General features: G+C 65.0%; 20 protein-coding genes. 9 read left to right on the top strand and 11 right to left on the bottom strand.

Annotated elements, in window-relative coordinates; translation table 11 throughout:
• The first annotated feature begins 77 nt into the window (after window positions 1-77).
• The gene (locus M1D44_RS14000; protein ID WP_024976971.1) at window positions 78-1,712 is read left to right on the top strand and encodes an acyl-CoA synthetase; all 1,635 of its coding nucleotides are present in this window, start codon (window positions 78-80) and stop codon (window positions 1,710-1,712) included.
• A gap of 78 nt (window positions 1,713-1,790) precedes the next feature.
• Here M1D44_RS14000 and M1D44_RS13995 read toward each other — a convergent pair whose 3' ends face one another.
• From M1D44_RS13995 to M1D44_RS13975, 5 genes are all read right to left on the bottom strand, one after another.
• Window positions 1,791-2,513, bottom strand: a complete 723-nt coding sequence (locus tag M1D44_RS13995; RefSeq protein ID WP_112186255.1) for a hypothetical protein — start codon at window positions 2,511-2,513, stop codon at window positions 1,791-1,793.
• A 21-nt stretch (window positions 2,514-2,534) separates the two neighbouring features.
• Window positions 2,535-3,683, bottom strand: coding sequence for a hypothetical protein (locus M1D44_RS13990; protein ID WP_024976969.1), 1,149 nt, complete (start codon window positions 3,681-3,683; stop codon window positions 2,535-2,537).
• A gap of 8 nt (window positions 3,684-3,691) precedes the next feature.
• Window positions 3,692-6,832, bottom strand: a complete 3,141-nt coding sequence (locus M1D44_RS13985) for a toxin VasX (protein ID WP_439004575.1) — start codon at window positions 6,830-6,832, stop codon at window positions 3,692-3,694.
• On the bottom strand, window positions 6,825-7,805 hold the full coding sequence (locus M1D44_RS13980; RefSeq protein WP_024976967.1) for a hypothetical protein: 981 nt from the start codon (window positions 7,803-7,805) through the stop codon (window positions 6,825-6,827). The genes M1D44_RS13985 and M1D44_RS13980 overlap by 8 nt, the downstream gene beginning before the upstream one ends.
• 310 nt (window positions 7,806-8,115) lie before the next feature.
• Window positions 8,116-9,630, bottom strand: coding sequence for a lactonase family protein (locus tag M1D44_RS13975; RefSeq protein ID WP_316852860.1), 1,515 nt, complete (start codon window positions 9,628-9,630; stop codon window positions 8,116-8,118).
• Between the two features lie 202 nt (window positions 9,631-9,832).
• Between M1D44_RS13975 and M1D44_RS13970 the strand changes: the two genes are divergently transcribed.
• The gene (locus M1D44_RS13970) at window positions 9,833-10,375 is read left to right on the top strand and encodes a GNAT family N-acetyltransferase (RefSeq protein WP_112186589.1); all 543 of its coding nucleotides are present in this window, start codon (window positions 9,833-9,835) and stop codon (window positions 10,373-10,375) included.
• 83 nt (window positions 10,376-10,458) lie between these two features.
• Here the strand turns inward: M1D44_RS13970 and M1D44_RS13965 are convergent, their stop codons facing one another.
• From M1D44_RS13965 to M1D44_RS13955, 3 genes are all read right to left on the bottom strand, one after another.
• Complete coding sequence (locus M1D44_RS13965) at window positions 10,459-10,929, bottom strand: carboxymuconolactone decarboxylase family protein (protein ID WP_024976964.1); 471 nt, start codon at window positions 10,927-10,929, stop codon at window positions 10,459-10,461.
• 139 nt (window positions 10,930-11,068) lie between these two features.
• On the bottom strand, window positions 11,069-11,977 hold the full coding sequence (locus tag M1D44_RS13960; RefSeq protein ID WP_316852859.1) for an RNA polymerase sigma-70 factor: 909 nt from the start codon (window positions 11,975-11,977) through the stop codon (window positions 11,069-11,071).
• A gap of 71 nt (window positions 11,978-12,048) precedes the next feature.
• Window positions 12,049-14,247, bottom strand: coding sequence for a response regulator (locus M1D44_RS13955; protein WP_316852858.1), 2,199 nt, complete (start codon window positions 14,245-14,247; stop codon window positions 12,049-12,051).
• Between the two features lie 241 nt (window positions 14,248-14,488).
• Between M1D44_RS13955 and M1D44_RS13950 the strand changes: the two genes are divergently transcribed.
• A complete protein-coding gene (locus M1D44_RS13950; protein WP_316852857.1) occupies window positions 14,489-15,103 on the top strand; it encodes a glutathione S-transferase in 615 nt (204 codons plus the stop codon).
• A 12-nt stretch (window positions 15,104-15,115) separates the two neighbouring features.
• Here M1D44_RS13950 and M1D44_RS13945 read toward each other — a convergent pair whose 3' ends face one another.
• Entirely contained in the window at window positions 15,116-16,264 is a 1,149-nt protein-coding gene (locus M1D44_RS13945) for an HPP family protein (protein ID WP_316683910.1), read from the bottom strand.
• Between the two features lie 233 nt (window positions 16,265-16,497).
• Between M1D44_RS13945 and M1D44_RS13940 the strand changes: the two genes are divergently transcribed.
• Window positions 16,498-18,489, top strand: a complete 1,992-nt coding sequence (locus M1D44_RS13940) for a phosphatase PAP2 family protein (RefSeq protein WP_316852856.1) — start codon at window positions 16,498-16,500, stop codon at window positions 18,487-18,489.
• 4 nt (window positions 18,490-18,493) lie between these two features.
• Here M1D44_RS13940 and M1D44_RS13935 read toward each other — a convergent pair whose 3' ends face one another.
• Window positions 18,494-19,375: an AraC family transcriptional regulator gene (locus M1D44_RS13935; protein ID WP_204360066.1), complete on the bottom strand. Its 882-nt coding sequence runs from the start codon at window positions 19,373-19,375 to the stop codon at window positions 18,494-18,496.
• 243 nt (window positions 19,376-19,618) lie between these two features.
• Between M1D44_RS13935 and M1D44_RS13930 the strand changes: the two genes are divergently transcribed.
• Complete coding sequence (locus M1D44_RS13930) at window positions 19,619-20,131, top strand: hypothetical protein (protein ID WP_024976957.1); 513 nt, start codon at window positions 19,619-19,621, stop codon at window positions 20,129-20,131.
• A gap of 62 nt (window positions 20,132-20,193) precedes the next feature.
• Here M1D44_RS13930 and metK read toward each other — a convergent pair whose 3' ends face one another.
• Window positions 20,194-21,384: a methionine adenosyltransferase gene (gene metK / locus M1D44_RS13925; RefSeq protein WP_024976956.1), complete on the bottom strand. Its 1,191-nt coding sequence runs from the start codon at window positions 21,382-21,384 to the stop codon at window positions 20,194-20,196.
• A gap of 239 nt (window positions 21,385-21,623) precedes the next feature.
• On the opposite strand from metK, the gene M1D44_RS13920 reads away from it, so the two are divergent.
• The 4 genes from M1D44_RS13920 (at window position 21,624) to M1D44_RS13905 (ending at window position 25,241) form a co-directional block, all read left to right on the top strand.
• A complete protein-coding gene (locus M1D44_RS13920) occupies window positions 21,624-22,472 on the top strand; it encodes a lysophospholipid acyltransferase family protein (protein ID WP_316852855.1) in 849 nt (282 codons plus the stop codon).
• A gap of 13 nt (window positions 22,473-22,485) precedes the next feature.
• Entirely contained in the window at window positions 22,486-23,379 is an 894-nt protein-coding gene (locus tag M1D44_RS13915; protein WP_024976954.1) for a lipid A biosynthesis lauroyl acyltransferase, read from the top strand.
• An 88-nt stretch (window positions 23,380-23,467) separates the two neighbouring features.
• Window positions 23,468-24,349, top strand: a complete 882-nt coding sequence (gene dapF, locus M1D44_RS13910; RefSeq protein WP_316852854.1) for a diaminopimelate epimerase — start codon at window positions 23,468-23,470, stop codon at window positions 24,347-24,349.
• Window positions 24,350-24,413: 64 nt separating this feature from the next.
• Window positions 24,414-25,241, top strand: a complete 828-nt coding sequence (locus M1D44_RS13905; RefSeq protein ID WP_024976952.1) for a polyphosphate kinase 2 family protein — start codon at window positions 24,414-24,416, stop codon at window positions 25,239-25,241.

Below are 25,241 nucleotides of genomic sequence, written 5' to 3'. Positions count from 1 at the left end.
TGACAGAGTGCGGGAGCTGGCAGATGATAGCGTTGCCCAACAAAAAGCAACAGCGCCCGGCGCACGGAGACACAGCAATGCCCACGGATTTTGATAGCGGTCTGGCCCGCAACGCGGCCAACTTCGTCCCGCTCACCCCGATCGAATTTCTTGCCCGCGCGGCAGACGTCTATGGTGACCGTCTGGCGATCGTGCACGGCGCCGTGCGCCAGAACTGGCGCGACACCTATGTGCGCGCGCGCCGCCTGGCCAGTGCGCTGGCGCTGGCCGGTGTGGGCCGTGGCGACACGGTGGCGGCGCTCTTGCCGAACACACCGGCCATGGTGGAGGCACATTTCGGGGTGCCGATGGCCGGCGGCGTGCTCAACGCGCTCAACATTCGCCTGGACGCCGCCAACCTCGTCTTCATGCTGCGCCATGGCGAAGCCCGCGTACTGTTGGCCGACACCGAGTTTGCCGACGTGGCCCGTCAGATGGCGCTGGAGATTCCCGGCCTGAAAGTGATTGCCGTGAACGATGCCCTGGGCCCGCAGGCCGAGCCGTTTGGCGACACCGATTACGAATCCTTCCTCGCCTCGGGCGACCCACACTACGCCTGGCAGATGCCGGCCGATGAGTGGGATGCGATCGCGCTCAACTACACCTCGGGTACCACGGGTGACCCGAAGGGCGTGGTCTATCACCATCGTGGCGCCACCATCAACGCGGTATCGAACATCCTGGAGTGGGATCTGCCCAAGCATCCGGTCTATCTCTGGACGCTGCCGATGTTCCACTGCAATGGCTGGTGCTTTCCGTGGACGATCGCGGCGCGCGCGGGCGTGAACGTCTGCCTGCGCAAGTTCGAGCCGAAGCTGGTGTTCGACCTCATGCGCGACGAGGGCGTGACGCACTACTGCGCAGCGCCCATCGTGCACACCGCGCTGGTGAACGCACCGCCGTCGTGGCGTGAAGGCCTGCGCGGGCCGGTGCGCGGCATGGTGGCGGGCGCACCGCCGCCGGCGGCAGTGCTGGCGCAGATGGAAGCCATGGGCTTCGAGCTGACGCACGTCTACGGCCTGACCGAGGTGTACGGCCCCGCCGCCGTCTGTGCCGAGCAGGACGAATGGCGCACGCTGCCCGAGCACGACCGCGCCACGATGAAGGCGCGCCAGGGCGTGCGGTACCACCTGCAATCGCAGGTGGCGGTACTCAACCCGGAAACCATGCAGCCCGTGCCGGCCGATGGCGAGACCATTGGCGAGATCATGTTCCGCGGCAACATCTGCATGAAGGGCTACCTCAAGAACGAGAAGGCCACGCGCGAGGCCTTTGCCGGCGGCTGGTTCCACACCGGCGACCTGGGCGTCTGCATGCCCGACGGCTACATCAAGATCAAGGACCGCAGCAAGGACATCATCATCTCCGGCGGCGAGAACATCTCAAGCGTCGAGGTGGAAGACGCGCTGTACCGCCACCCCGCCGTGCTGGCTGCCGCCGTGGTCGCCCAGCCCGACGCCAAGTGGGGCGAAACACCGTGCGCCTTCGTTGAACTCAAAGACGGAGCCACCGCCACCGCAGAAGACCTGATCGCGCATTGCAAGACATTGCTGGCCGGCTTCAAGGTGCCCAAAGCGGTGTTCTTCGGGCCGCTGCCCAAGACGTCGACAGGCAAGATCCAGAAGTACGAGCTGCGCCGCAAGGTGAACTCCACCTCGGCGATCGACGTGTGAGCCTGTTGCGGGCGACCGCGTGCGCCCGCAACAAGAAGGCCACGGCCAGCGGCTGCACCCACCGCGGCTGGGATGGCGCTACTGGGCGCGCCCGAGCGGGTTGCATTCCGGCCGGGCGGCCGCCTCTGCCGTGTCCCGCACGTTGGACAGACGCAGTACCGAAAACGGGCCGAAGTAGCGCTGCGTCCGTACCAGGCATTCATAGCCCTGCGCTTGGGCATCGTCCGGGGCGTAGGCTTCAAATGTGTCCAGCGTGCCCAGCAGGGCGGTGTGATCGCCGCGCCAGACAACGCGGCTCGGCCTGCCCTCAACGGACTCAACCGGTGCGGAAGCCGCATTCCGCTCGATGCGGGGGCCGGGCAGGGCCCGGAATCCGTGGAACGCGTACGTAGTCTCTTGCGTGGTGCCAACCGGCTCCGGTTCGTCGCTCGTGTTGGTTGCAGCGTCTCTCAGGTGAACGTGCTCAATGCTCACGTTGTCCGGCGCGATGGCCAGCACCAGCAGCGCCACTGCGGCAGCAAGCGCAACACCAACCTGCCGATACATCCCGCCGCGCACTCCCGGCCCGCGCGTCACCCATAGCGAGTAAGCGAGTTGCGGCAGCATCAACAACCCGCCCAGCCACAGCAACGCAGTGCCCGCAGCGTCATAACCGAGATGCCAGTTCAGCGCGGCCAGCCAGCCGATGTCTTTGGACTGGCCCAGCGCGAGGCACAGACCGCCGGTGATGAGCAGCAGGGCGACAACGGCGCTGTACCGGCGCAGGGGTTGGCGGGAGGGTGGGTTGGAAAGCGCGTCCATGGTGTTGTGTCGGGTGTGTTCTTAGAGTTTGCGAAAGAGTTCGCCCCAGATGTCGATCAGAAACGACTGGAAGGCAATGTGGAATGCGAATGCCCAAGCGCTCGCGCCCAGCGCGATGCACACGGTGCATACGATGCCGATGATCCAGGTCGCTTTGCGGCGTCCCGCGCGCTCGTGAGGCGCCTTGCTGCGGATGCGGTATGGATTGGCTTCATCGGCGGTGGGCGCTTCATCGGCTATCCACGCTGTGGGTAACTGTGCTTCGCGACGGAATCGTTCGTACAGAATGGTCGACAGCGGTCCGGGCCAGAAGATGATCCACCAGAAGATGCGGAATGGTCCGATGGCCGGCCACCAGTTACGCTTGCGCAGGCGGCCGATGACGCCCGCCGCAATGTCTTCTGACGAGTCGGTGGGGCTGATTTCCCGCATCGGTCCGAAGTCCAGCAAGGCGTTCTGCCACGTGCGTCCGCCGGGCACGACCTCAAGTTCGGGGAGCGCCTCGGGCGCCTCGTCCATGTAGCGGCGAATGAGTTCCCATAGGCGCTGGCATGCATCCCGGCTGGGGAGGATGCCCTGCACACGCATACGTTGTATCGGCCGGGGGGATGGCCCGGTACTGAATTCCACTAGCACCAACGCCCAGGCCGGGGTTGCACCCATGGTCAACGGGCCGGGCACGGCTGACGCAAATGGGCGCACATGGTTCCAGTCGAGCCGGACGGCCGCCTTGCCTTCCTGTGTGTAGATGCTGCGCGTCCTGCGGTTGAAATGCAGATTTGCGTATCGGCTGAACAGGCTGATCTTGAGCAGGTACACGATGCCGACAAGGCACGCCGGAATCAGTACGGCCGATATCACGCCCGTGACGATCTGCCCGGACAGCGGCTGGTTTTTTTCAAAGAACCCAAGCACCGTCATCGGCACAAGAACGGACAACCCGAACAACAGCGCGAGCGCCATGAACGGGCTGAGCGCTTCAACATCGGACGCGATCTCGTCATAGGCCCACACCATGGAGCGCGTATCGAGCTTGATGATGCTGCGCGGGGGCGGCTCGGGCGCCGCATCGCTATGCTGGGGCAACTCACCTTGCAGCAACGCTTCGGCGCCGCCAGCTGCGCTGGAGGGCGACGGCTGATGCGGCGACAGGTGAGACGGGTTACGCATGCCACCTCTCAACCATGGGCGGGCTCCTTCTCCTGGGCTTCAGCGACCTCGTCAGCGGAACGGCCGTCCACGACGAAATCTTTGTATGCGGCACGATTGGGCCAGTACTGTACCTCCGCGTCGGGCACGCCCTGGATGAGTGCCTTGCCTGTCCGGAAGAGGCCGGCGCCGGGCACCAGCACGTCTGTGATGGCATTCTTCCATCGGCCGGCTTCATAGTTGTCGCCTCCACCAAACCAGATCAGGATGGAGAGCCCCTCGCCTTCCACACTGGCGCGGGCATGCACCTGCTTGGAGGCTTCAGTGTGGATCACGTTTTCCAGATGGAATTCCTTGGCGGTCACTTTGGAACGCCCTGTGCCATCGAGCAGATATCGGGCTATCACGCCGTGCCCGGAAGACTTCGGTGCCTTGATCTGAATGTCCATTTCGGTGGCATCGCCAAACACCGGAATCTCGATCTTGATGGCGTCGGGGTTTCCAAATGCCGAGGCCTTCTCGAGTTTGACCGAGTAGAACAGGCGTAGCAGCGCGTCCAGTTGCTGGCGCGTACTGGAATAGGGGCGCCCCCAGTCGTGCGAACGGACGCCGAGCAAACTACGGTCGGCCCATTTTGCAAACGGGCTGGTGACAAGGTGGTCCGACCAGAAGCCGAAGCCCCACGACGCTACGGTCAACACGCCGGAGGCGATGCCGATCCACATGGCAACCGGGGGCACTTCAGCAGAGACTTCCGCGCCCACTGCCGCGGTTTCTCCCGCCACAGCCAAGCCGGCGGCAACTTCGCCTGCGGCCGTAGTTGCCGCGCGCTTGGCCAGACCCTCCAACGCCGCCTTGGCCACCATGCGTGTGTAGGCGTAGTAGGCAACGCCGCTGGCGATGCCGGCCACGCCGGAAGCGGTCTTCGCCCTGGCGGCGCCGTGGTCGCCTTCTTTCCAAAGCTTGGTCGCATCCCAGATGCCCAGGCTGCCTTCGATGATGGAAACGGCCATCACCAGCCGGCCTGCAGCGGCGGTCAGTCGATAGAACTCCGCCGTCTTGACCCCTTTGTTGGCGATCTGGCTGGCCACATATCGGAGTTCATAGCTCGCCTGCCAGATGGCGACCGCAGATGCCGAAGCTTCCGATATGTCTTTGACTAGAAGCCCCCAGTTGGCATCTCCATGCTGAGCCTCGCTGATATCCACGCCAAGCTCATTCAGGCTCTGACCCAGCGAAGAGATCCGCAACGCCGCAAGGCCCGCAGAGAATGCCCCGTAACCCTTGACGCCTTTCAACGAGGGCGCTTCCTCAAACTTCAGGATTTCACTCTCGGGTATTGCATGCGTTGCGTCTGCCAGTTCGGCCACCTTGCCAAACTGCGCCGGCATAGGTTTGCCCTTGGGCCACTGTTCTCCAAGCACCTCCAGGTACTCGTCGAGTTGCTTGGCCGTCTTGGGTACCGTCGTCATCACCTTGCCGCCGGGTTTGCCCTTCAGGTTGTCGGGCAGCGTTTCTGCGGGAAGCGGACGGTTGTAGGCCGTTTTGGTCGTGCCGACGCTCAGGCCTTTGCCGTCGCCATTGGCGCGTCGCAAGTGGGCAAGGAAACCCGCTGCACCGCCTTTGACCTTGACCTGCAGGATGGCCACGTCTTCCGCAGTCAATGCGGCGGCCTGAATACGCCGGAATGTCTGCCGATACAGCTTGGGGTCCGCCTTGAGCAACTGGCGCATGCGACCACTGACGACTTGCATCAGGCGCTTTGCGTTTTCCGAGTTCAGATGTGCGGCTTCGTTCTTGAGCTCGCGTATTTCCTTGAGATAGGCAATCTGATCGCGCGCCTCAATGTACATCTTGCTGCCTTCGCCAACCTTTCCCTTGTGAGGCAGCAGCTTGTCGAGCAGGTCTTCCTGATTAGCGGCGACGCCTCTCCAGAAAAGCCGCTTGCTGTCGACGGTGTCGAGCTTGAGTTGCGGCAGCAAAATTTTTTGGAATTCGTCGTTGTTGATGCCGCAGCCTTCAAACATGTTGGCAACGCAATGGCCCAGGTGCGCGGCCATCGTCGTGTCCTTGGCGTCGAATACATCCGGGTGGCGCCGTGCCGGCAGGAACTGCATCCAGGCAACGTAGTCGGCGGATCGCTTGTCGAAGTCGGCAGCGGCGTCGGTGCAACGGCGATACTTGGAGAGGTAGTTGGCGTAGTTGTCCTTGTTCAGCTTGCTCTCGACTTTTTCTTTCTGTTCGCCGAACGGTGTGCCTTCAATCAATCCCGCCGTTGCCATCAGATCGCGCTCAGCATCGGTGTACGGTTTTCCTTTCCCGTCCGTATTCCCCATGATGTCGGCCAGCGCGCAGTTGCGGTAGTAGTTCAACTGCGTGGCGATGCCAATGTCATCTTCCAGCGGCAAAAGAAGCCCCTCAATCTTGTACGGAGCATTGTTGCGCTTCATGACGTTCAAGAGCGAGGCTTCCGTGCACGGCGTGGGCCGGCTGTAAGCCTCCACCAGCAAGGTGCGACGATCAACGCGCTGCTGGAACCCCATCACCTGGTTCTTGAGCACGCCGTCGCCAATCAGGCTCAACGGTCCCATGTTGACCATCACGGTCGACTCGCACACCTTCTTCGGCATGATCTTCTTCATGTGGAAGGCAGCGGGGTCCTTGGCCACGTTGTCGCGCACGCGCTTCGTCCAGCGTGCATCCGAGAAGCCGATCCAGGCGGTAGGACGCCTCGTTGGCTCGGCGATGGTGAGCAGCAGTGCATCCGGGGTGTTGGCCAAGCGGGAGCATGTTGCAGGATGACCGCCCATTGCCCCGGCCAAGTCCGGCGCCATGCGTTGCATACGCCCATCGGGCTGCACGGTGTAGATTTCCCACGAGGGGTCTTCCGGATAGTAGACATAGAGCCACCCGGCGCGCATGCGGCGCAGCACATATTGCGATGCTTGCAATGGCCGGCCGGCAAGGTAGCCCTGCTGATCGAGCATGCCAGCTTCCTGTATCCAGTCGGACTCTCCTGGCCGAAAGTACTGTGGCGGCAGGGCAGCGTACAGCGTCACGAGCATCGTCAGGCCCGACTTGTCGCAACTCGGGCACTCGGGCGGCTGCACTGGCAGATTGTTCTCTTTGGCCGCTGCGATGGCCTTTTGCAGCTTGGCGTGGTCAGGCATGGCTGTGTCGCTCCCAGAACGCTGCGTCGAAGCCGGCGAGTGCCGCGATGGGTGAGTCACCCTGGGCACGCGCGGCGAGCATGGCCTCGCGCACGTTGGTGTCTTGATCGAACTGCGGGGAAATCAGAACGCCGTACAAGGCGTAGATGATGCGGTCGAGCTCGTTAGTGAGGCTCCACGCGCTGCTTGCGCGTTCGAGCAACGACAGAATGGCGGCGGCCAATGGAGGCTGCACGACGTTGTGTTCGGCGTCCTGTAATGCGTTCAGTACGGCGTTGATGGTGCCGCTGTTGCGCAGCATCGCCTTGGCGGTCTCCGGCCATGTTGCGTCGGCCAAGGGCGTAGTCGGTGCCGGCGCTGGGTAGCGCTGCAACGCGCCTGCACGGTTCAGCCACCACACGCCGTTGGTGCTGGCTGCGTAGCGCACCAGTGGTTCGGCATCGCCCAAGCCGGTGAGCAGTTCAAATACGCGCGGGTCCCACAGGCGCAGATAGCGTGCGTGTGATCCGGGCCAGCGGTGCTTGGTCTGCATCGCCATCTCGTGCGCAACGTGTCGAGCCTGCTCTGCCGGAAAGACCAGCCATGCGCAAACCGATGAGCCCCGGGTCTCCCTGTCGGGATGGCGGGTGGCTTCGGCCCAGGCGAGGTCGAGCGTGAAATCGATCGTGTCATCGCGACCGAAGCCGCCGAGCGGGAGCAGGTAAGGGCGCTGCTCGGGCCGCATGATGTCAGGCGCGATGGGTAACGGTACTGCTTCGCTGCGACGGCGTGCGTTCGCAAGCGGGTCCGTGATCTGCGGGCTGATCAGTACCCACAGTGACGATGGCGGTGGGCCGTCGAGCAGCGGGTCCACTTGCGCAAACAGGTGGTCCCCCAGGTGTTGGAGCGTGGTGGCGTCGGCCAGGGCAGTGCGCTGGGGGCTCGGGCGTGCCGCCATGCTTTGTGCCAGTTCCTGGAGGATGCTGTTGGCCACGTTACGGTTCCTTGGGCGGCGTCGCGCCCATGTCGTCGAGTGGGGTCAACACGATGGGCGGCGGTATCGCGAACGCGCTCTGCCGGTGTTCTCGCATCACTCAAATGAAGCGTCATTCGAGGTGCCGCCGGTCTGGGCTAGGCGATGGTATTGGAATCGCGCACTGGGCTGGATTAAGAGGTGTTAATAAACCGCAGAAATAGCACCTTTCAGGCGCTGCAGGGCCCAATGGGTGAACGCCGGAATACAAAAAAAAGCCCCTCGCCATCGCGAGGGGCTTTGCATTCGCGCAAACCGATTCAGCTCACCCTCAAGGCACCGCCACAATCGCCATCCCGCGCGGGATGTTGCCGGTGGCGGCTGACCCGCTTGCCACGGCGGTCAGCTTGCCGGTGGTGCTGTTGATGCTGTACGCGCTGACGCTGTTGTCTACGGCGTTGACCACGTAGGCGAAGGTGCCGGCGGGGTTGACGAGCACGGTCACGGGCGCGTTGCCGGTGGGCGTGGTGTCGACCAGCGTGAGCGCGCCGTTGGCCGGGTTGATGCTGAAGACGCTGACGGTGTTGGCCAGCACGTTGGTCACATACATGAAGCCGCCCGACGGTGCGATGGCGATGTAGTACGGGTTGGTGCCTGCCGCCACCGGTGTGCCCGATGCGGTGAGCGCCCCGGTGTTGCTGATGCTGTAGACGTTGATGGTGTTGTCTGCGGCGTTGGTCACGTAGGCGTAGGTACCTGCCGAGTTGACCGCGATGAACTGAGGCGTATTGCCCGTGTTGACCGTGGTGCCCACCTGCGTGAGTGCGCCCGTGGTGGTGTTGATGGCAAACGCCATGGCCGTGCCCGGCGTGGCGCCGCTGTTGGCATTCACCACGTAGGCGAAGGTGCCTGCGCTGTTGATGGCGATCGTGTACGGGTTGGCCCCGGCCGTGATGGGCGCGAGGGCGGTAAGCGCACCGGTGCCCGTGTTGACGGAGAACGCCGACAGCGTGTTGTCTCCATAGTTGCTCGTGTATGCGAACTTGCCGTTGGGCGTGCGCGCAATGCTGTACGGCTGCATGCCCGTTGGCGTGGCAGAACCCACGACCGTGAGCAGCCCGGTATCGGCATTGATGGAGAGCGTAGTGACGGTGTTGTCGATGGCGTTGGCCACGTAGACGTACTTGCCCGCCGGGTCGATGGTCAGCGACAGCGGCCCTTGCCCCACAGGCACCGATGCACCAATGGCCGTGGGCATGCCGGTGGTCAGGTCCAGCGTGAAGGCGGAGATCGTGCCGTCGTTCGAGTTGACCGCATAGCCGAACAGCGGCCGCGGCGCGCAGGCCACCGCAATGGTGGTCACGTTGCTGGTGCCCACAATGCCACTGCCGTTGGTGACAGTGCAGTTCTCACCCGACGGACGCGTACCGACCGTGGCTGCATAGGGCTTGCCCTGCGCGAGCTTGGTCGGAAAGTTGAAGCTGCCGTTGGCATTGACGACAACCGCATCGCCGCCGTTGTCCAGCAGCGTGACGGATTTGCCCGTGGCCAGGCCACTGACGGTGCCACCCACGGAGTAAGTTGCCGGGGCAGGCGCAGGGGCCGGTGTGGGTGACGGCGTAGGCGATGGCGCGGGCGCGTTGTTATTCGTCGGTGGGGTCGTGGCGGTTGCATCGTCGCCGCCACCGCAGGCGGTGAGCCCGAGCGACAGCGCGGCGGCCATCACCAGCGCGGCGCCGTGCATGCCACGTGTGTGCCTGGGAGCGTCGGGTGGGATCGGTGCCGGTGTCGGCTGTGTGTGTGCGCTGTTGCTGCGTTGCGCGTGGGCGATCAAAAGCTCGGCCATGGCTTCCCCCGTTTCTGGTTGTCGCGGTTTGTTGACTCGCGTTTCCTCGAAGCATAGGTACCCGGGTTCGCACGCCGACATAGGCCAATTGACGGACAACGCCCTCGGCTTCATGGACGGAGGCTGCGCTGTAGGTCTCGTGCATGTGATTGGCGCGATACTGGCGGCTCTCGTCCGCTTCTTGCCCCACGCGCTGCCAGCCATGTCCAATGCCAGCCCGAATAACCAAGCCGTCGTGATCCGCCAGCTCTCTTCCGCCAATGCGGCCGATGTGGCGGACTATCGCGCCATTCGTCTGGCTGCGCTCAAGGATGCCCCCGATGCATTCGGCTCAACCTACGAGGCTGAAGTTGGGCTCTCGATGGAAGCCTTTGCCGAGCGGCTGGCCACCACCATTGTGCTGGGCGCCTATGAGGGAGACGGCGGCGACGCGCGCATCGTCGGCATGGCGGGCTTCAAGCAGCAGACGCTGGCGAAGCTTGCGCACAAGGGTTTTGTGTGGGGCTTTTACGTGGCGCCGGCAGCGCGAGGGCGCGGCGTGGGCGTGGCGCTGGTGGAGCGCATCGTGGCGGCGGCAACGGGGTTGGTTCAGCAGCTCACCTTGTCGGTGGTGCAGGGCAACGATGCGGCGCTGGCGCTGTACGAGCGTTGCGGGTTTGAAACCTACGGCGTGGAGCCGCGCGCGCTCAAGTCCACCACCGGCTATGCAGATGAAGTGCTGATGGTGCGCTTCCTGCACGGCTAAGCCTGTAGGTGCAGCGCCTACGCGTGTGCGCAGGCGCTGCTGTACAGCGATCGTCGTACTGGCGCGGTTTCTCGCTGTACCTGTTACGCCGCTGCAACATAGGGCGCCTTCAGCGGCACCGGGTTGCGCAGGCTCACGTTCAGCAGGTTCCAGCTGTTGATGGTGACGATCACAAAGCTCAGCTCGGCGATCTCTTCATCGCTGAAGTGCTCGCGCAGCCCGGCGAACTCTTCGTCGCTGGCATCGCTGTGCGGGGTGTTGGTGACCAGCTCGGCCCAGCGTAGGGCGGCGCGCTCGCGTTCGGTAAAGAACGGGGCCTCGCGCCAGCCGGCCACGGCGTTCAGGTGGCGCGGGTCTTCGCCCATCTTGATGAGGTCGCTCCAGTGCATGTCGATGCAGAAGGCGCAGCCGTTGATTTGCGACACGCGCAGCAGCACGAGGTCGACCAGCCTGGCGCCCAGCAAGTCGCGGCGCAGGCCGTTCGACAGGTTCAGCAGGTTGTTGAACGCCTTCGGTGCGAGTTGGAAGTAAGCGATGCGGGGGGCTTGCGACATGAGAGGCTCCTAAAGGGTTTGGGTTGGTCACCAGGAGCTGTGGCAGGCGTTGGCTTGTGCCTTGCGTCGCTCCATACCTTTAAGACGCCCCGCGCGGCCGGGTTGTGACAGCCCGGCCAAAAAAATGCTTCGCTTTCTTTTATGCGCCGGTGCCGATGTGCGCCAGCTTGTCCGGATTGCGCACCACGTAGATGGCCACGATGCGGCCGTTTTCGATGACGAACGACTGGGCCGATTCCAGCGTGCCGTTGACGTAGCGCAGCAGGCCGGGTTCGCCATTCACGCGGGCGTGCACGTAGCGGACCTCGCCCATGGCGCGCACCAGCTCGCAGTAGATCTTGGTGATCTGGCCGGCGTCTTGAATGATGCGCATGAACGAAGGCACCTTGCCGCCGCCGTCGCCCACCAGTTGCGCGTCGTCTGCCAGCAGGGCGCGGATGGCGTCGCGCTGGCCCGTGCGCGAGGCTTCGGCAAAGCGCTCCAGCAAATCCCGATGCGCATCCGGCGCGACATCAAAGCGCGGGCGTTCTTGCTGCACGCGGTCGGATGCGCGGTGCACCATCTGCCGGCACGCGGCTTCAGTTTTGCCCAGCAGGGCGGCAATCTCTGCGTAGTCCTGGTCGAACACCTGGCGCATCAGAAACGCCGCGCGCTCCTCGGGCGACAGGCGTTCCAGCACCCACAGCAGGGCCATCGACAAATCGCCCGCCAGTTCCACGGCGGCCTCGGGCGTGGGTGCTGCAGATTCCGGTTCGACCAGGGGCTCGGGCAGCCACCAGCCGACGTACGCTTCGCGCTCGGTCTTGACGGCGCGCAGGCGGTCGATCGACAGGCGGGTGACCACCGTCACGAGCCACGCCTCGGCCGATTGCAATGCGGTCTGATCGGTCTGGTGCCAGCGCATCCAGGCGTCTTGCAGCACGTCTTCCGCGTCAGCCCGGCTGCCGAGCATGCGATAGGCAATCGCAAAGAGGCGGGGCCGGGCGGCGGTGAAGGTCGTGTCTTCGCTGTCGGCGCGGAGGGTGCGGTCGGGGCTGGGCTTGGTCATGGCGGGCGTGTCGTCCAGGGATGATGCTCCCTAGACGGGCGGGCGCGATCGTTTGTGACAGTGCGCTGCGATTATGCGGCGTTCGTCACATCCTGCGTGTCGGCCGCACTTATGCTGGCGCTTAGCCAGGGCACCAGCGCCTGCCGCAGCGTCAACAGGTCGATGGGCTTGCCGAGCAGGCGTGCGCCGGCAATGGGCTCTCCAATCTCGGCCTCCGTGCCGTAGCCGGACATCAGCAGCACGTCCATCTGCGGCTGCAGGCGCAGCAGCGTGCGGGCGAGGTCCGCGCCGGATTGGCCGGGCAGGGTGAGGTCGGTCAGCAGCACGTGAACGGGGTGCGCGCGGGCAAGGACAAGGGCGTCTTCGGCATTGGCGGCGGCCATGCATTGCAGGCCAAAGGCGGTGAGCACCTCCTGCATGGCTTCGCGCGAGGCGGTGTCGTCTTCCACCAGCAGCACCGTAGGTGGTTGTGACACGTCCGTCGCCACGGCATGGCCTACCGATGGCGATGCCGATTGCGCGTGGGCCTGCGCGGTGCGGCTGGCAGTGAGCACGTTGCGCACCATGCGCGCCAGGTCGTCACGTCGGTAGGGCTTGCCGAGCAGCGTCACGCCGGGCGGTAGCCGGCCGTCGTGCAGCACCTCGTCACGCGTGTAGCCCGAGACGAGCAGTACCGGCAGGGGCGGCACGCGTTGCGCGGCGCGTATCGACAGTTCGCCGCCCTTGATGGAGCCCGGCATGATCACGTCGGTAAACAACAGGTCGATGGGCGTGTCGCTGTTCATGAGTTCGAGAGCGGCCTCGCCGTTGGCTGCCGTGAGCACGCGGTAACCGAGCTGGCTCAGCATGTCGACGGCGGTCAGGCGCACGTCGGTATCGTCTTCCACCACGAGGATGGTCTCGCGCCCGCCCATGGGCGTGACGATGGTGTCGCGCAGCTCGACGGCATCGTCCGGAACCGCCTCTGTGCAGCGTGGGAAGTAGAGCTGCACCGTGGTGCCCTGGCCAACCGTGCTGTCGATGGCGATATGCCCGCCGCTCTGCTTGACGAAGCCGAACACCATGCTCAGCCCCAGCCCCGTGCCGTGGCCGTCGGGCTTGGTGGTGAAGAAGGGCTCGAAGACGTGTTCGACCACTTCGGGCGGCATGCCCACGCCGGTGTCGGTGACGGAGAAGACGAGGTAGTCGCCGGGGGCGGGCTGATCGCGCCCGTGCGCTGGTCTGTTGCCGAGCGTGACGTTGTCGGCGGCGATGGTCAGCATGCCGCCACCGCGCATGGCATCGCGTGCGTTGATGGCGAGGTTCAGCAGCGCGTTCTCGAGCTGGTTGCGGTCGGCCTGCACGTTCCACAAGTCGTCGGCCAGGCGCGTTTCCACCTTGATGGCTTCGCCCAGCGCGCGGTGCAGCATCTCGCTCATGCCCTGGACCAGCCGCGTCGGGTTGACGACCGCCGGAGAGAGCTGCTGGCGGCGCGCAAAGGCAAGCAATTGCGCGGCCAGCGTGGCGCCACGCTGCACGGCCCGCGTGGCTGCGGCAATCCGATGCTGCACGCGCGTGTTGCCCGGCGCTTCCACCGAAAGCAACTGCAGGTTGCCGGCAATCACCTGGAGCACGTTGTTGAAGTCGTGTGCCACGCCGCCGGTCAGGTTGCCGATGGCTTCCATCTTTTGAGCCTGGCGCAATTGCGCTTCCACTTCAGCGCGGGCAGACAGCGCATCGGCCACGCGCTGCTCCAGCGTTTCGGTCAACTGGCGCAGCGCCTGTTCGGCGGCTTGTCGCTCGCGCTCGGTCTGCACGCGCTCGGTGGTTTCCACCACGATGGCCAGCACGCCAGCCGGGCGGCCGTTGTCGTCGGGCAGCGGGCTGTAGTAGAGATCCATCCACACATCTTCCGGGCGGCCGTTGCGCAGCAGGACGAGTTCCTTGTCCCGGTACGACAGCGTGCCGCCACCCAGGCAGACATCCATGACGTGCCGGTTGAAGTCAGCCACTTCGGGCCAGCCGAGTTCCACCGGGCAACCAAGAAGATAGGGATGACGCCCGCCGGCGAATTCGGCGTAGGCGTCGTTGTAGATCATGTAGCCGTGGCGTTCCCACATCATGACCAGCGGCACGGGCGATGCCAGCACCATTTGCACCGCGGCGTGCAGGCTGCTCGGCCAGTCCTGGATCGGGCCCAACTGGGTGGCGGCCCAATCGAATGCCAGCACGCGCTGCGCCATCTCACCCTTCCACCCGAGGCAGTCATGGTGATGCGCGAGAAACGGCATAAGGTCTCCTCTGTGGCGGGCAGCACAATGCGGCCGAGTCGCGGTCATTCTAGAAAATGGGGAGGCCGGCCGGCGTCGGCATCAGACGGCTCAAAGTGACATTTCGCACGCAGAAAACGTGCCTGAGGCGTCCGGCACGCTTCGCGCTGGCTGTCTATCATGTGCATCCGTGCCCGCGCAGCCGCGCGCTTCGCGCCGGAGTTTTCCCACCACCACACGCCCACACTCGCCAGGAGTTTTCATGAAGTTGATCGGCATGCTTGATTCCCCGTACGTGCGCCGCACGGCCATTTCGCTCAAGCTGCTCGGGCTGCCGTTCGAGCACGCGTCGGTGTCCGTCTTCCGGCATTTCGACCAGTTCCGCGCCATCAACCCGGTCGTCAAGGCGCCCACCCTGGTGTGCGACGACGGCACCGTGCTGATCGACTCCACGCTCATCATCGATTACGCAGAAGCGCTGGCGGGCCGCAGCCTGATGCCAGCCGCCATTGCCGAACGCCAGCACGCACTGCGCGTGATCGGCCTGGCGCTGGCCGCGTGCGAGAAGGCGGTGCAGATCGTCTATGAACACAACCTGCGCCCGACCGAGAAAGTGCACGGGCCGTGGGTCGAGCGCGTGCACAGCCAATTGCTGGCGGCGCTGGAAGCGCTGGAAGCGGAGTGGAAGGATGCGCCGCTACCCGTGGACGCAGGCGAGCTGACGCAGGCAGGCGTCACGGTGGCCGTGGCCTGGGCTTTCATCCAGCTGATGGTGCCGGATCGCGTGCCGGCGGCGGACTACCCGCGCCTGGTGGCGTATTCGGCGGCGGCGGAACAGCTTGGCGTCTTTCGTGAGTTGCCGATGGATGCGGCTTGATGGCAGTTCAGTTCAGGCCACCTGCGGCTCGATGTTGGCCTGACGGTACAGCCCGCCCACCAAGTCCGATTCCGTGACGATGCCGGCCAGTCGGCCATCGGTATCCAGCACCGGAATGTGGTGGTGGCCGGCGCTGGCAAACATCGGCACCAGATCCGACATGGGCGCAGTGGCTGCGATGGTCTGCACGCGCGTTTTCATGTGATCGGCCACGCGCGGCGGCGTGAGCGCGCCGATGCTGAACCAGCGGCGCAGCGTCTGGCGCATGTCTGCCGGGGCCAGGCCGAGCAGGTCGACGCGCGTGACGATCCCCACCACGCGCCGTCCTTCGTCCACCACCGGCAGTGCCTTGAAGCCATGCTGACGCAGCAGTTGCAGCGCGCGGGGGATCGACGTGCCGGCCGAGACCGTGACCACCGGCGTGGTCATGATGTCGGCGCAGGTGAGCGCCTGGAACGTGCGGGTGTAGGCCTGGAGCTGCATCTCGCGCAGCACGGCTTCAATGTCTTCGGGGTCAATGTCGAGCAGCTCGCTCTGGCGGCGCAGCGCGGCGACGATGTCGGCGCGGGTGAAGCCGGCCGTCGTGGGCGGGCGTTCAGCCGCAGGCAGGCGTTGCGCGTGCGGATACCGGTGGCCCGTGGCCGCGTGGTACACCAGCGCGCCCACCAGCAGCAGCGCTGACTGAATCAGGATCGGCTCCAGCACGAAGCGATAGCCCAGCGCATGCACGGCCGGGCCGCCAATCACGGCGGTGAGTGCCACTGCGCCCGAGGGCGGGTGCACACAGCGCAGCGCAAACATGCCAGCAATGGCCGCCGAGATGGCCAGCGCAGACGCAATCACCGGATCATCCACCAGCAGCGCGAACGTCACGCCCACGGTGGCCGCCACCAGGTTGCCGCCGATGATCGACCACGGCTGCGCTAGCGGGCTGGCCGGTACCGCAAACAGCAGCACGGCCGAGGCGCCCATTGGCGCGACCAGCAGCGGGATCAGCGTGGAAGCGCCCGGCACCATCTTCATCATCGTGCCGGTAAAGAGGATGCCGACGAGTGCGCCAACGGCGGAACGGACGCGCTCGCTCCAGCGCACCGTCACGGGTGCAGGAATGAAGCTGTGGAGCCAGCGGCGCAGGGCGGGATGCAGAGGTGATGCGGACATGGTCGACGGGACGGCGATTGCCCGGACCAGGCTTCACCAAAGTCAAAGAGTGCAGCCAGCGATTGTATCACTCTGTGACATAACGCACTGTCAGCGCTGTCATGACGCGGAATGCCCCAATGTAGAGCGCCGATCACGCAGATTTGTCAACGAAACGTCACCGTTTTTTCACGGCGCGTGCCGAGACTGCTGGGCTTTCCAGCGCTCTCTTCGGGTTGCAAGCCCGTCGCACCATGTCCTTCACCGCTCGCCCTGCATTTTCCCGCCCGCGTCTTTGCTCCAGCCTCGTTGCGCTGTTCGGCGCCCTCGCGCTTACGGCGTGCGGCGGCGGTGATGACACGCCCAACAATGGCACGCCAGTTGCCACCACCCAGGCCATTCCCGCGCCGCCGGCAGACCCGGGCTTTGTCGACACGGCGGCGGTGGCCACTGGCGTACCGGCGTTCGTCGACAACATCGCCACCAACCAACGCGGCGATGCGCGCTACGCCACGCTCGGCACCAACGCCGGTGTGCGCCTGTTCACGCGTTTTCTCGACCTGTGGCAGCCGCTCACGGAAATCGTGGATGCGGGGGTGAGCGCGCCGGCCAATGGTTCGTTCCCGGCGGTGGTCGCGTCCACGTGGACGGGCCTGCCCAATGACGGCACGGCCGGCGGCACGCAGCTCAACCTGCCGGTCTTGAACGCAAACGTTCAGTACGTGGTGAATGCGACCACCAACCGCACGCAGGCCCAGGCCGACGCAGCATACTTTGACGACCGCCGCGGCAAGGGCTACAGCGTGAGCGACGGCATGGGGCCGCTGACCACCGCGTGGCGCGCGCTGGCGCAGCAGACCACGTCCATCACCACCGTGCCGGCCGATGCGACCACGGTGCTCTACAACGACAGCGGCAACAACACGGGCGTGGGCACCTCGGGCGGCAATACCGCCTTCGGCAAGGTCGTCGACCTGATCAACACGGTGGGCAACAACGCTTCCACCGAGCCGTCCAAGCGTTTCTACAAATATGCGCGGCCATACCGCTGGAGCAGCAGCGTGGTTGTCGTGCCGACGCTGGTGCCGGCCGAGAGCCCGACGCCCACGACCGACGGCGGCTTCATCAGCGGCCACTCGGCCGAAGCCGTGCGCGATACCGTGGCGATGGCGTATCTGGTGCCTGAACGCTTCCAGCAGATCGTGGCGCGCGGGATGGAGCTGGGCGAGAACCGCATCCTGGCCGGCATGCATTCGCCGCTGGACGTGATGTCCGGCCGCATGATCGGCATCGCTGCGGCCGCAGCCAACCTGGCGGACCCGGCCAATGCCACGCTCAAGGCGGCGGCCTTCTCGCAGGCGCACACCGCTCTGATGGCGCAGACGGGCACGGATGCCACCAGCTTCCCGGCGCTTGCCCAGTCCGGCACGGTCGCCACCGACCGCTTTGCCGACTACGCCACCAACCAGGTCAATTTCACGCGCCGCATGACCTTTGGCTTCACGCAGATCGGCGCGACGACGCTGGCGCCGGTGGTGCCCAAGGGCGCCGAGGTGCTGCTGGAAACGCGCTTCCCGTACCTGAGTGCCGACCAGCGCCGCGTGGTGCTCAAGACGACGGAGCTGGCTTCCGGCTACCCCGTGCTCGACGACGCTGAAGGTTGGGGCCGCCTCAACCTGTTCGCTGCCGCGGACGGCTATGGCGCGTTCAACGGCAACGTGATCGTGTCGATGGATGCAACGCAAGGCGGTTTCAACGCGGCCGATACGTGGCGCAACGCCATCTCCGGCGCAGGCAAGCTCTCGCTACAAGGCAGCGGCACGTTGCGTCTGGCCGGCGCCAACACCTACACCGGCGGCACGCAGGTCGCGGGTGGCGTGCTGGAAGCCGATTCGGCCAACGCGTTCGGCACGGGCGATGTGTACGTGGGCGCCGGTACGCTGGCCGTCAAGGCGCCGGCGGCGGTGGCCATTGCGGGCAAGTTCACGCAACTGCAGGGCACCACGCTGGATCTGGCCATCGGCCCGAACGGTCAGGGCAAGCTGAGCGTGGCGGGCCTCACCACGATTGCCGGCGGCACACTGCACGTGAAGTTCGTGAACGGCTACACGCCCAAGGTGGGCGACACCATCGCCGTGGTGGATGGCGCGGGCAGCAACCGCCAGTTCTCGTCGGTGGTTGTGGATGGCTTCAAGGCCACGGCCATCTATACGGCCACCGGCATCCAGATCCACCTGGACGCCTGATCGCTTACCTGAGCGGCAGCAGCACGTCCGTCACGGCTTCGTGCTCGGGCACATCGGGGTAGAAGCGCACGCGCTGGAACAGCAACGGCGCGTCGCGCAATTCCTCGCCGCTGGCGGGCAGCCAATCGGCATACAGGTACGCAACGCTCTGGCCGAGCGTATCGTCAGAGCCCGTGTGGCGCAGCACGGCGTAGCGGCCGCCTGCCAGCGTTTTGGCCACCACGCCCGTTTCATTGGGCGCAACCGGTGCGGGCGTGGCCGCGCAGATGTCCATGCGGAACGCCTCGGGCGGCACATCGTCGGGGTTGTCGTAGACGATGTTGTACGTGGCCGAAACGCTGGGGTGCAGCCGATGCTCGCGGCGCCAAGCGATGAACGTGCGGATGGTCTGGCCCAGGCGCGCGGGATCGCCGCGGTGCGCGATGGCCCCGACGGGCACGGCTTCGCGTTCGACGATCTCGACGGAATGGGGTTGCGGTTGTGCGGGCATGTGTTGGCTCCTGAGGGCGCGCAGCGCCTGTAGATCGGTGGCCCAGGACGCCCACTGCGGCGCCGCCCGAAATGCCGACGGCGACTGCCCCGCCTGCCTGCGGAACGCCCGCGCAAATGCTTCCGGCCCTTCGTATCCGCACGCCAGCGCGATGTCGGTGATCCGCGCATCGTCGCGATAGGCGAGTTGATGCGCGGCGCGCTTCAGGCGCAGCAACTGCACATAGCGCCCGACGTTCATGCCGAACAGCAACGAAAACTGGCGGTGAAAGTGGTACCTGGAAAACGCGGCCACCTCGGCCAGTGCGTCCACGTCCAGCGTGTCTTCCAGATGCGCGTCGATGTGTGCAAGCACGGCGCGGAAGCGGGCGAGGTAGCGGTCGGTGGCGGTGGTCAATGCGGTGGCTCCTGGGTGGCGATACGGTATCGCCGGCAGGCTTGCTGCGCCTGATCGAAATTGCGCAATTGCCTGCCGTGATCTTGGGCCCGTGCCGCCCGCCATGGGGCGTGGTTGGGCACGTGCGGCGCATACCGGCGCTGCATTGGCGTCCCTAGAGTGGGTCTTGCCGTGGGGGCGTTTCCTTGCGGTGCGCCGGCGCGCATGCCGGTACTTCACGCTCATGGATGACGAGGCCACATCATGGCAGAACAGACGCTCTACACATCGCACAACAACTATTCGAGCCTGCAGACGGAGGGCGGCGGTACCGACACCGAACGCCGCCTGGGCTGGTGCGCAGCCGCCAGCGCGCTCTGGTGCAAGAACACGCTGGACGCTGCGATCGCACCCAAGGATTCCGACCCGAGCAAGCTGCGCGCCGGCATTCTGCAGGTCAAATATCGCTGGGATCCGAACGGCAATGGGCAGGACGTGCTGAACCTGCTGCACAACCTGGAGCTGAACGGCACGCGCGTGGCGGACGATGTCGCGCTGGGTACCATGCTGGATACGGTGGTCGGCACGCCCGGCGTGTATTGGATTGCCGATGAAACGCATGCAATGGCAGTCGACACGCGCGCCGGCCGGCACTTGTTCTATGACATCGAGAACGGGCTGTTCCAGTACGCCAGCAGCGCCGAATTGCGCCAGGGCATTCAGTCGCGCTATGCCAAATCGCGGGAGTGGACGGCTTTCCGTGTTACGCATCAATGAGCGAGCGTAGCGCCCAACAAAAACCGCCCCGGAGGGCGGTTTTCTTTGATGCGAGCGCTGGCTCAGGCAAGCGCCTTGGCCGGCTCACCTGCCAGGCCAGCTGCTTCGCGCAGCAGCAGGGCCTTGTCGGTGGCTTCCCAGCTGAACTCCGGTTCTTCGCGGCCGAAGTGGCCGTACGCGGCGGTCTTTTCGTAGATCGGGCGCAGCAGGTCCAGCATCTGCACGATGCCCTTCGGGCGCAGGTCGAAATGCTCCTGGACGAGCTTGGCGATCTGCTCGTCCGGGATCACGCCCGTGCCTTCCGTGTACACCGTGATGTTGATCGGGCGTGCCACGCCAATCGCGTAGCTCACCTGCACCTGGCACTGGCGCGCCAGGCCGGCGGCCACCACGTTCTTGGCCACGTAGCGCGCGGCATAGGCGGCCGAACGGTCGACCTTCGACGGGTCCTTGCCCGAGAACGCGCCGCCGCCGTGCGGGGCCGCGCCACCGTACGTATCGACGATGATCTTGCGGCCGGTCAGGCCGCAGTCGCCTTGCGGGCCGCCGATGACGAAGCGGCCGGTCGGGTTCACCAGGTATTTGGTATCAGCCAGCATGTGCGAGGGCAGCACCGGCTTGATGATCTCTTCGATCACGGCTTCGCGGATGGCCTCTTGTGACATCTCCGGCGCGTGCTGGGTGGACAGCACCACGGTATCCACGCTGTGCGGCTTGCCATCCACATAGCGCACCGTCACCTGCGACTTGGCGTCCGGGCGCAGCCAGGGCAGGCGGCCGTCGCGGCGCAGTTGCGACTGGCGCTCGACCAGACGGTGTGCGTAGTAGATCGGGAAGGGCATCAGCTCGGGCGTTTCATCGCACGCGTAGCCGAACATCAGACCCTGGTCGCCGGCGCCCTGGTTCAGGTAGTCGTCCGATGCGCGGTCGACGCCCTGGGCGATGTCGGGCGATTGCTTGTCGTAAGCGACGAGGACGGCACAGCCCTTGTAGTCGATGCCGTATTCGGTGTTGTCGTAGCCGATGCGCTTGATGGTTTCGCGCGCAACGTGGATGTAGTCGACATTGGCCGTCGTGGTGATTTCACCCGCGAGCACCACCAGGCCGGTGTTGCACAGCGTTTCTGCCGCGACGCGCGCATATTTGTCCTGGGCGAGGATGGCGTCCAGGATGGCGTCGGAAATCTGGTCGGCGACCTTGTCGGGATGGCCCTCGGAGACCGACTCCGAGGTGAAGAGGAAGTCGTTTGACACGGCTGTTAGCTCCAGATTGGCTATCACGTTGCCAATCCGTTAAGCCACGGCCGGCGACGCTTTAGCGGTATTTAGCAACCTTGCCGAGGTTTGTGGCCAAGCAAGGATTCGCCCCGCAAGTTGTCAGTTAACTCGGCGAATCGCGCTATTATACGCGGCACTTTTCGGGGCCGCAGCAAGGCCTGCCAAGACCCTGTTCCCCTGTCGACTGCGACCAACACATTGCAGCGTACGCACGCATGACCTTCCTCTACTGGCTGTTTTCTCGCCTGCCTCTGTCAGTGCTGCAGGCGCTGGGCGGCTGGCTGGGAGCGTTGGCCGCCAAGGTGCCTGGCCGCTATCGCGACCGGCTCATCGCCAACTTCCGCCACGCCTATCCCGACGTCACGCCCGCCATGCTCAAAGAGGCGGGGCGCTCTGCCGGACGGATGGTGTTCGAGATGCCGTACTTCTGGGTGCGCAAGAACGGGGCGGACGTTGCTCCGTACCTGTTCGACGTTTGCCGAGAAGCTGTTGAGCGCGCGCTTGCAGATGGGCGCGGCCTGATCTTCCTCACGCCGCATTTGGGCTGCTTCGAGGTCTTGCCGCAGGCCTATGCGCGCGAGCATCCGGTCACATCGCTGTTCAAGCCGCCGCGCAAGGAGAGCCTGCGCACCTGGATCGAGAACATGCGCAAGGGGCCTAACATGCACATGGCCCCGGCTGATCCGCGCGGCGTGCGCATGCTGGTGCGTGCACTCAAGCGCGGCGAGGCCGTTGGCATCCTGCCCGACCAGACGCCCACCGGCGGCGAAGGTGTATGGGCGCCGTTCTTCGGCAAGCCTGCCTATACGATGACGCTGGTGCACCGTTTGCATCGGCTGACAGGTGCGCCCGTCGTGGCACTGTTTGCCGAACGGCTGCCGCGCGGCGCCGGCTATCGCTTGCACATGCATGAGCTCGGCGATCTGCCCGACGACGCCACGCAAGCTGCCACCCTCATCAATGCCGCCATCGAACAGTTGATTGCCGTGGCGCCGACGCAATATCTCTGGGGCTATAACCGCTACAAGCATCCCAAGGGCGCGGACGCTCCGCCCGCTGCCTGATACTGCTGCCTTTATGGAACGTTTCTCTGCCAAATTCGGACTCGGCTTTTTATGGCTGCTGTCCTTCCTGCCGTACGGTTTTGTCGCGCGTTTTGGCGAAAGCCTGGGCGGGCTGCTGTACCGCATTCCCAATGGCCGCCGCCGCGTGGTGCTGGCCAACTTGCGCGCCTGCTTTCCCGAGAAGTCCGACGCCGAGCGTGAAGCCATGGCGCACGATGTCTTCCGCAAGGTCTTTCGCAGCTTTGCCGAGCGCTCGTTTGCCTGGTTCGCATCGGAAGAACGCCTGATGCGCGTGGTGAAGATCGACGACCAGGCCAATCTGCCGGCATTGCACGGCCAGCCACACATTCTCGTCACGCTGCATCTGTCGGGCGTAGAGATCGGCGCGCTGGCGCTGACAGACTACCTGCGCACGCACGTCGGCAACGCGGGCTGCTCGCTGTACACGCGCATGGCCAACCCGGTGCTCGACGACGCCATCAAGGCGCTGCGCAGCCGCTTTGGCGCGACCATGGTGTCGCGCAACGAAAACATCCGCCAGATCATGCGCACCATCAAGCGCGGCGAGGCGCTGCAGCTCATCTCCGACATGGATTTCGGCGAGCGTGATTCTGAGTTCGTGCCATTCTTCGGCGTGCCGGCGCTCACGCTCAACGCCATCCCGCGCATGGCGTCGATGACTGGCGCCAAGGTCATCCCGATGTACACCGAGATACTGCCCAATTACGAGGGTTATGCGCTGCGCATCCTGCCCGCGTGGGAGAACTACCCCACCGGCGACCTGACCGCCGATACGCGCCGGATGAATGCCTTCTTTGAAGACGCCATTCGCCCGCGCATCACCGAGTATTACTGGGTGCACAAGCGCTTCAAGCACCGTCCCGAGGGCATGCCGGGCATTTACTGATGCCGGGAGCCGGCCGGGGCAACCGGGGCCGGCTCGCTTTAGAATGGGCGTTTTCCGAACGCTCATCGCCGCATCTGTGCGGCCAGCCATGAAACTGCACTTCACCAAGATGCACGGCGCGGGCAACGACTTTGTCGTGCTCGACGGCATCCAGACCCCGATCGACTTCACGCCCGAGCAATGGGCTGCCATTGCCGACCGCCACTTTGGCGTGGGGGCGGACCAACTCCTGCTGGTCGAGCGTTCGACACGGCCCGATGTCGATTTCCGTTACCGCATCTTCAACCACGATGGCGGTGAGGTGGAGCACTGCGGCAATGGCGCCCGCTGCTTCGTCAAGTTCGTCACCGACCGGGGTTTGACCGATAAGCGCACCGTGCGCGTGGAAGTCATGAACGGCATCGCCACGCTGACAATGCAGGACGATGGCCAAGTGACCGTCGACATGGGCGCACCGGTGTTCGAGGCGGCACGCCTGCCGTTCCTGCCCGAGGGTCTGCCCACCCGCATCGAAGGCGACGACACGCAGCACGCCCTGCAAATCAACGGCCGCACTGAATGGCTGTCGACCGTGTCGATGGGCAATCCGCACGCCGTGCAGATTGTCGACGACACGGAGGCCTTTCCCGTGCTGGAAGACGGCCCCCTGATCGAATCGCATGCCGTGTTTCCACGTCGCGTGAATGCGGGTTTCATGCAGATCGTCGATCGCCATTCCGTGCGCCTGCGCGTGTACGAGCGCGGGGCGGGCGAGACGCTCGCCTGTGGAACCGGCGCGTGCGCAGCGGTGGTGGCCGGCATCCGCCGTGGCCTGATCGATTCGCCCGTCAAGGTGGCCACACATGGCGGCGATTTGACCATCGCCTGGGCGGGCGTTGGCCAGCCGGTCATGATGACGGGCCCCGCCACAACCGTCTTTGAAGGCACGCTGGACCTGGATGCGCTCAAGCTGACCGGCGCCGCGCATTGATACCCCGGATTCCGCGCGGCGGCCTGCCGCCTACGCCAGAGCAACAAGCCAACAAGGAGATACCGTGGCATCCAGCGGCAAGAACCCGATTGACTCCTGGTATTTCGACGGCAGCAGCAAGTTCAAGATTGCCAAGTTTGATCCTGCCGCCAAGCCGTGCACCACGGGCAGTAAGGCGGGCGACCTGGCGCGGCTGGCCGAACTGTCTGCGCGCATTGAGGCACTCCAGGACATTTTCTATGCTGAGCACCGGCGCAAGCTGTTGGTCGTGCTGCAAGGCATGGATACCGCGGGCAAGGATGGCACGGTACGCACCGTGTTCCGTGCGCTCGACCCGCTCGGCCTGCGCGTAAAGGGCTTCAAGGTGCCGACGCCCCTGGAGCTGGCGCACGACTTCCTCTGGCGCATCCATGCGGAGGTGCCGGCCGCTGGCGAGATCGTCATCTTCAATCGCAGCCATTACGAAGATGTGCTGGTCACTCGCGTGCATGGAGATATCGACGCCGCCGAGTGCAAGCGCCGCTACGCTCACATCAACGCGTTCGAGCAGATGCTGGCCGAGACCGGTACCACCATCGTCAAGTGCTTTTTGCATATCTCCAAGGATGAGCAGCGCGACCGGCTGCAGGAGCGCATCGACGATCCGCAGAAGCACTGGAAGCTCGGGATGGCGGACATTGAAGACCGCAAGCTCTGGGATGACTACATGGCCGCCTACGAAGACGCCATCAATGCCACGGCCACCCCGCACGCGCCCTGGCACATCATTCCGGCGAATTCCAAGTCGCACCGCAGCCTGATGGTGGCGGAGATTCTGCTGGCGGTGATGGAGCGGTTGAAGCCGGAGTATCCGGCTGGGAATCCGGCGTATTCGGGGTTGAAGATCGAGTAG

The sequence above is a fragment of the Ralstonia sp. SA306 genome (assembly GCF_054792405.1).
The sequence above is the reverse complement of the archived record's forward strand: the minus strand, read 5'-3'. Positions and strand labels throughout refer to the sequence as shown.

What these genes read in the sequence shown, in the direction of transcription:
- M1D44_RS14000 (WP_024976971.1), top strand. Translation starts at nt 78, where the DNA reads ATGCCCACGGATTTTGATAGCGGTCTGGCCCGCAACGCGGCCAACTTC.
- M1D44_RS13995 (WP_112186255.1), bottom strand. Translation starts at nt 2,513, where the DNA reads ATGGACGCGCTTTCCAACCCACCCTCCCGCCAACCCCTGCGCCGGTAC.
- M1D44_RS13990 (WP_024976969.1), bottom strand. Translation starts at nt 3,683, where the DNA reads ATGCGTAACCCGTCTCACCTGTCGCCGCATCAGCCGTCGCCCTCCAGC.
- M1D44_RS13985 (WP_439004575.1), bottom strand. Translation starts at nt 6,832, where the DNA reads ATGCCTGACCACGCCAAGCTGCAAAAGGCCATCGCAGCGGCCAAAGAG.
- M1D44_RS13975 (WP_316852860.1), bottom strand. Translation starts at nt 9,630, where the DNA reads ATGGCCGAGCTTTTGATCGCCCACGCGCAACGCAGCAACAGCGCACAC.
- M1D44_RS13970 (WP_112186589.1), top strand. Translation starts at nt 9,833, where the DNA reads ATGTCCAATGCCAGCCCGAATAACCAAGCCGTCGTGATCCGCCAGCTC.
- M1D44_RS13965 (WP_024976964.1), bottom strand. Translation starts at nt 10,929, where the DNA reads ATGTCGCAAGCCCCCCGCATCGCTTACTTCCAACTCGCACCGAAGGCG.
- M1D44_RS13960 (WP_316852859.1), bottom strand. Translation starts at nt 11,977, where the DNA reads ATGACCAAGCCCAGCCCCGACCGCACCCTCCGCGCCGACAGCGAAGAC.
- M1D44_RS13955 (WP_316852858.1), bottom strand. Translation starts at nt 14,247, where the DNA reads ATGCCGTTTCTCGCGCATCACCATGACTGCCTCGGGTGGAAGGGTGAG.
- M1D44_RS13950 (WP_316852857.1), top strand. Translation starts at nt 14,489, where the DNA reads ATGAAGTTGATCGGCATGCTTGATTCCCCGTACGTGCGCCGCACGGCC.
- M1D44_RS13945 (WP_316683910.1), bottom strand. Translation starts at nt 16,264, where the DNA reads ATGTCCGCATCACCTCTGCATCCCGCCCTGCGCCGCTGGCTCCACAGC.
- M1D44_RS13940 (WP_316852856.1), top strand. Translation starts at nt 16,498, where the DNA reads ATGTCCTTCACCGCTCGCCCTGCATTTTCCCGCCCGCGTCTTTGCTCC.
- M1D44_RS13930 (WP_024976957.1), top strand. Translation starts at nt 19,619, where the DNA reads ATGGCAGAACAGACGCTCTACACATCGCACAACAACTATTCGAGCCTG.
- M1D44_RS13920 (WP_316852855.1), top strand. Translation starts at nt 21,624, where the DNA reads ATGACCTTCCTCTACTGGCTGTTTTCTCGCCTGCCTCTGTCAGTGCTG.
- M1D44_RS13915 (WP_024976954.1), top strand. Translation starts at nt 22,486, where the DNA reads ATGGAACGTTTCTCTGCCAAATTCGGACTCGGCTTTTTATGGCTGCTG.
- dapF (WP_316852854.1), top strand. Translation starts at nt 23,468, where the DNA reads ATGAAACTGCACTTCACCAAGATGCACGGCGCGGGCAACGACTTTGTC.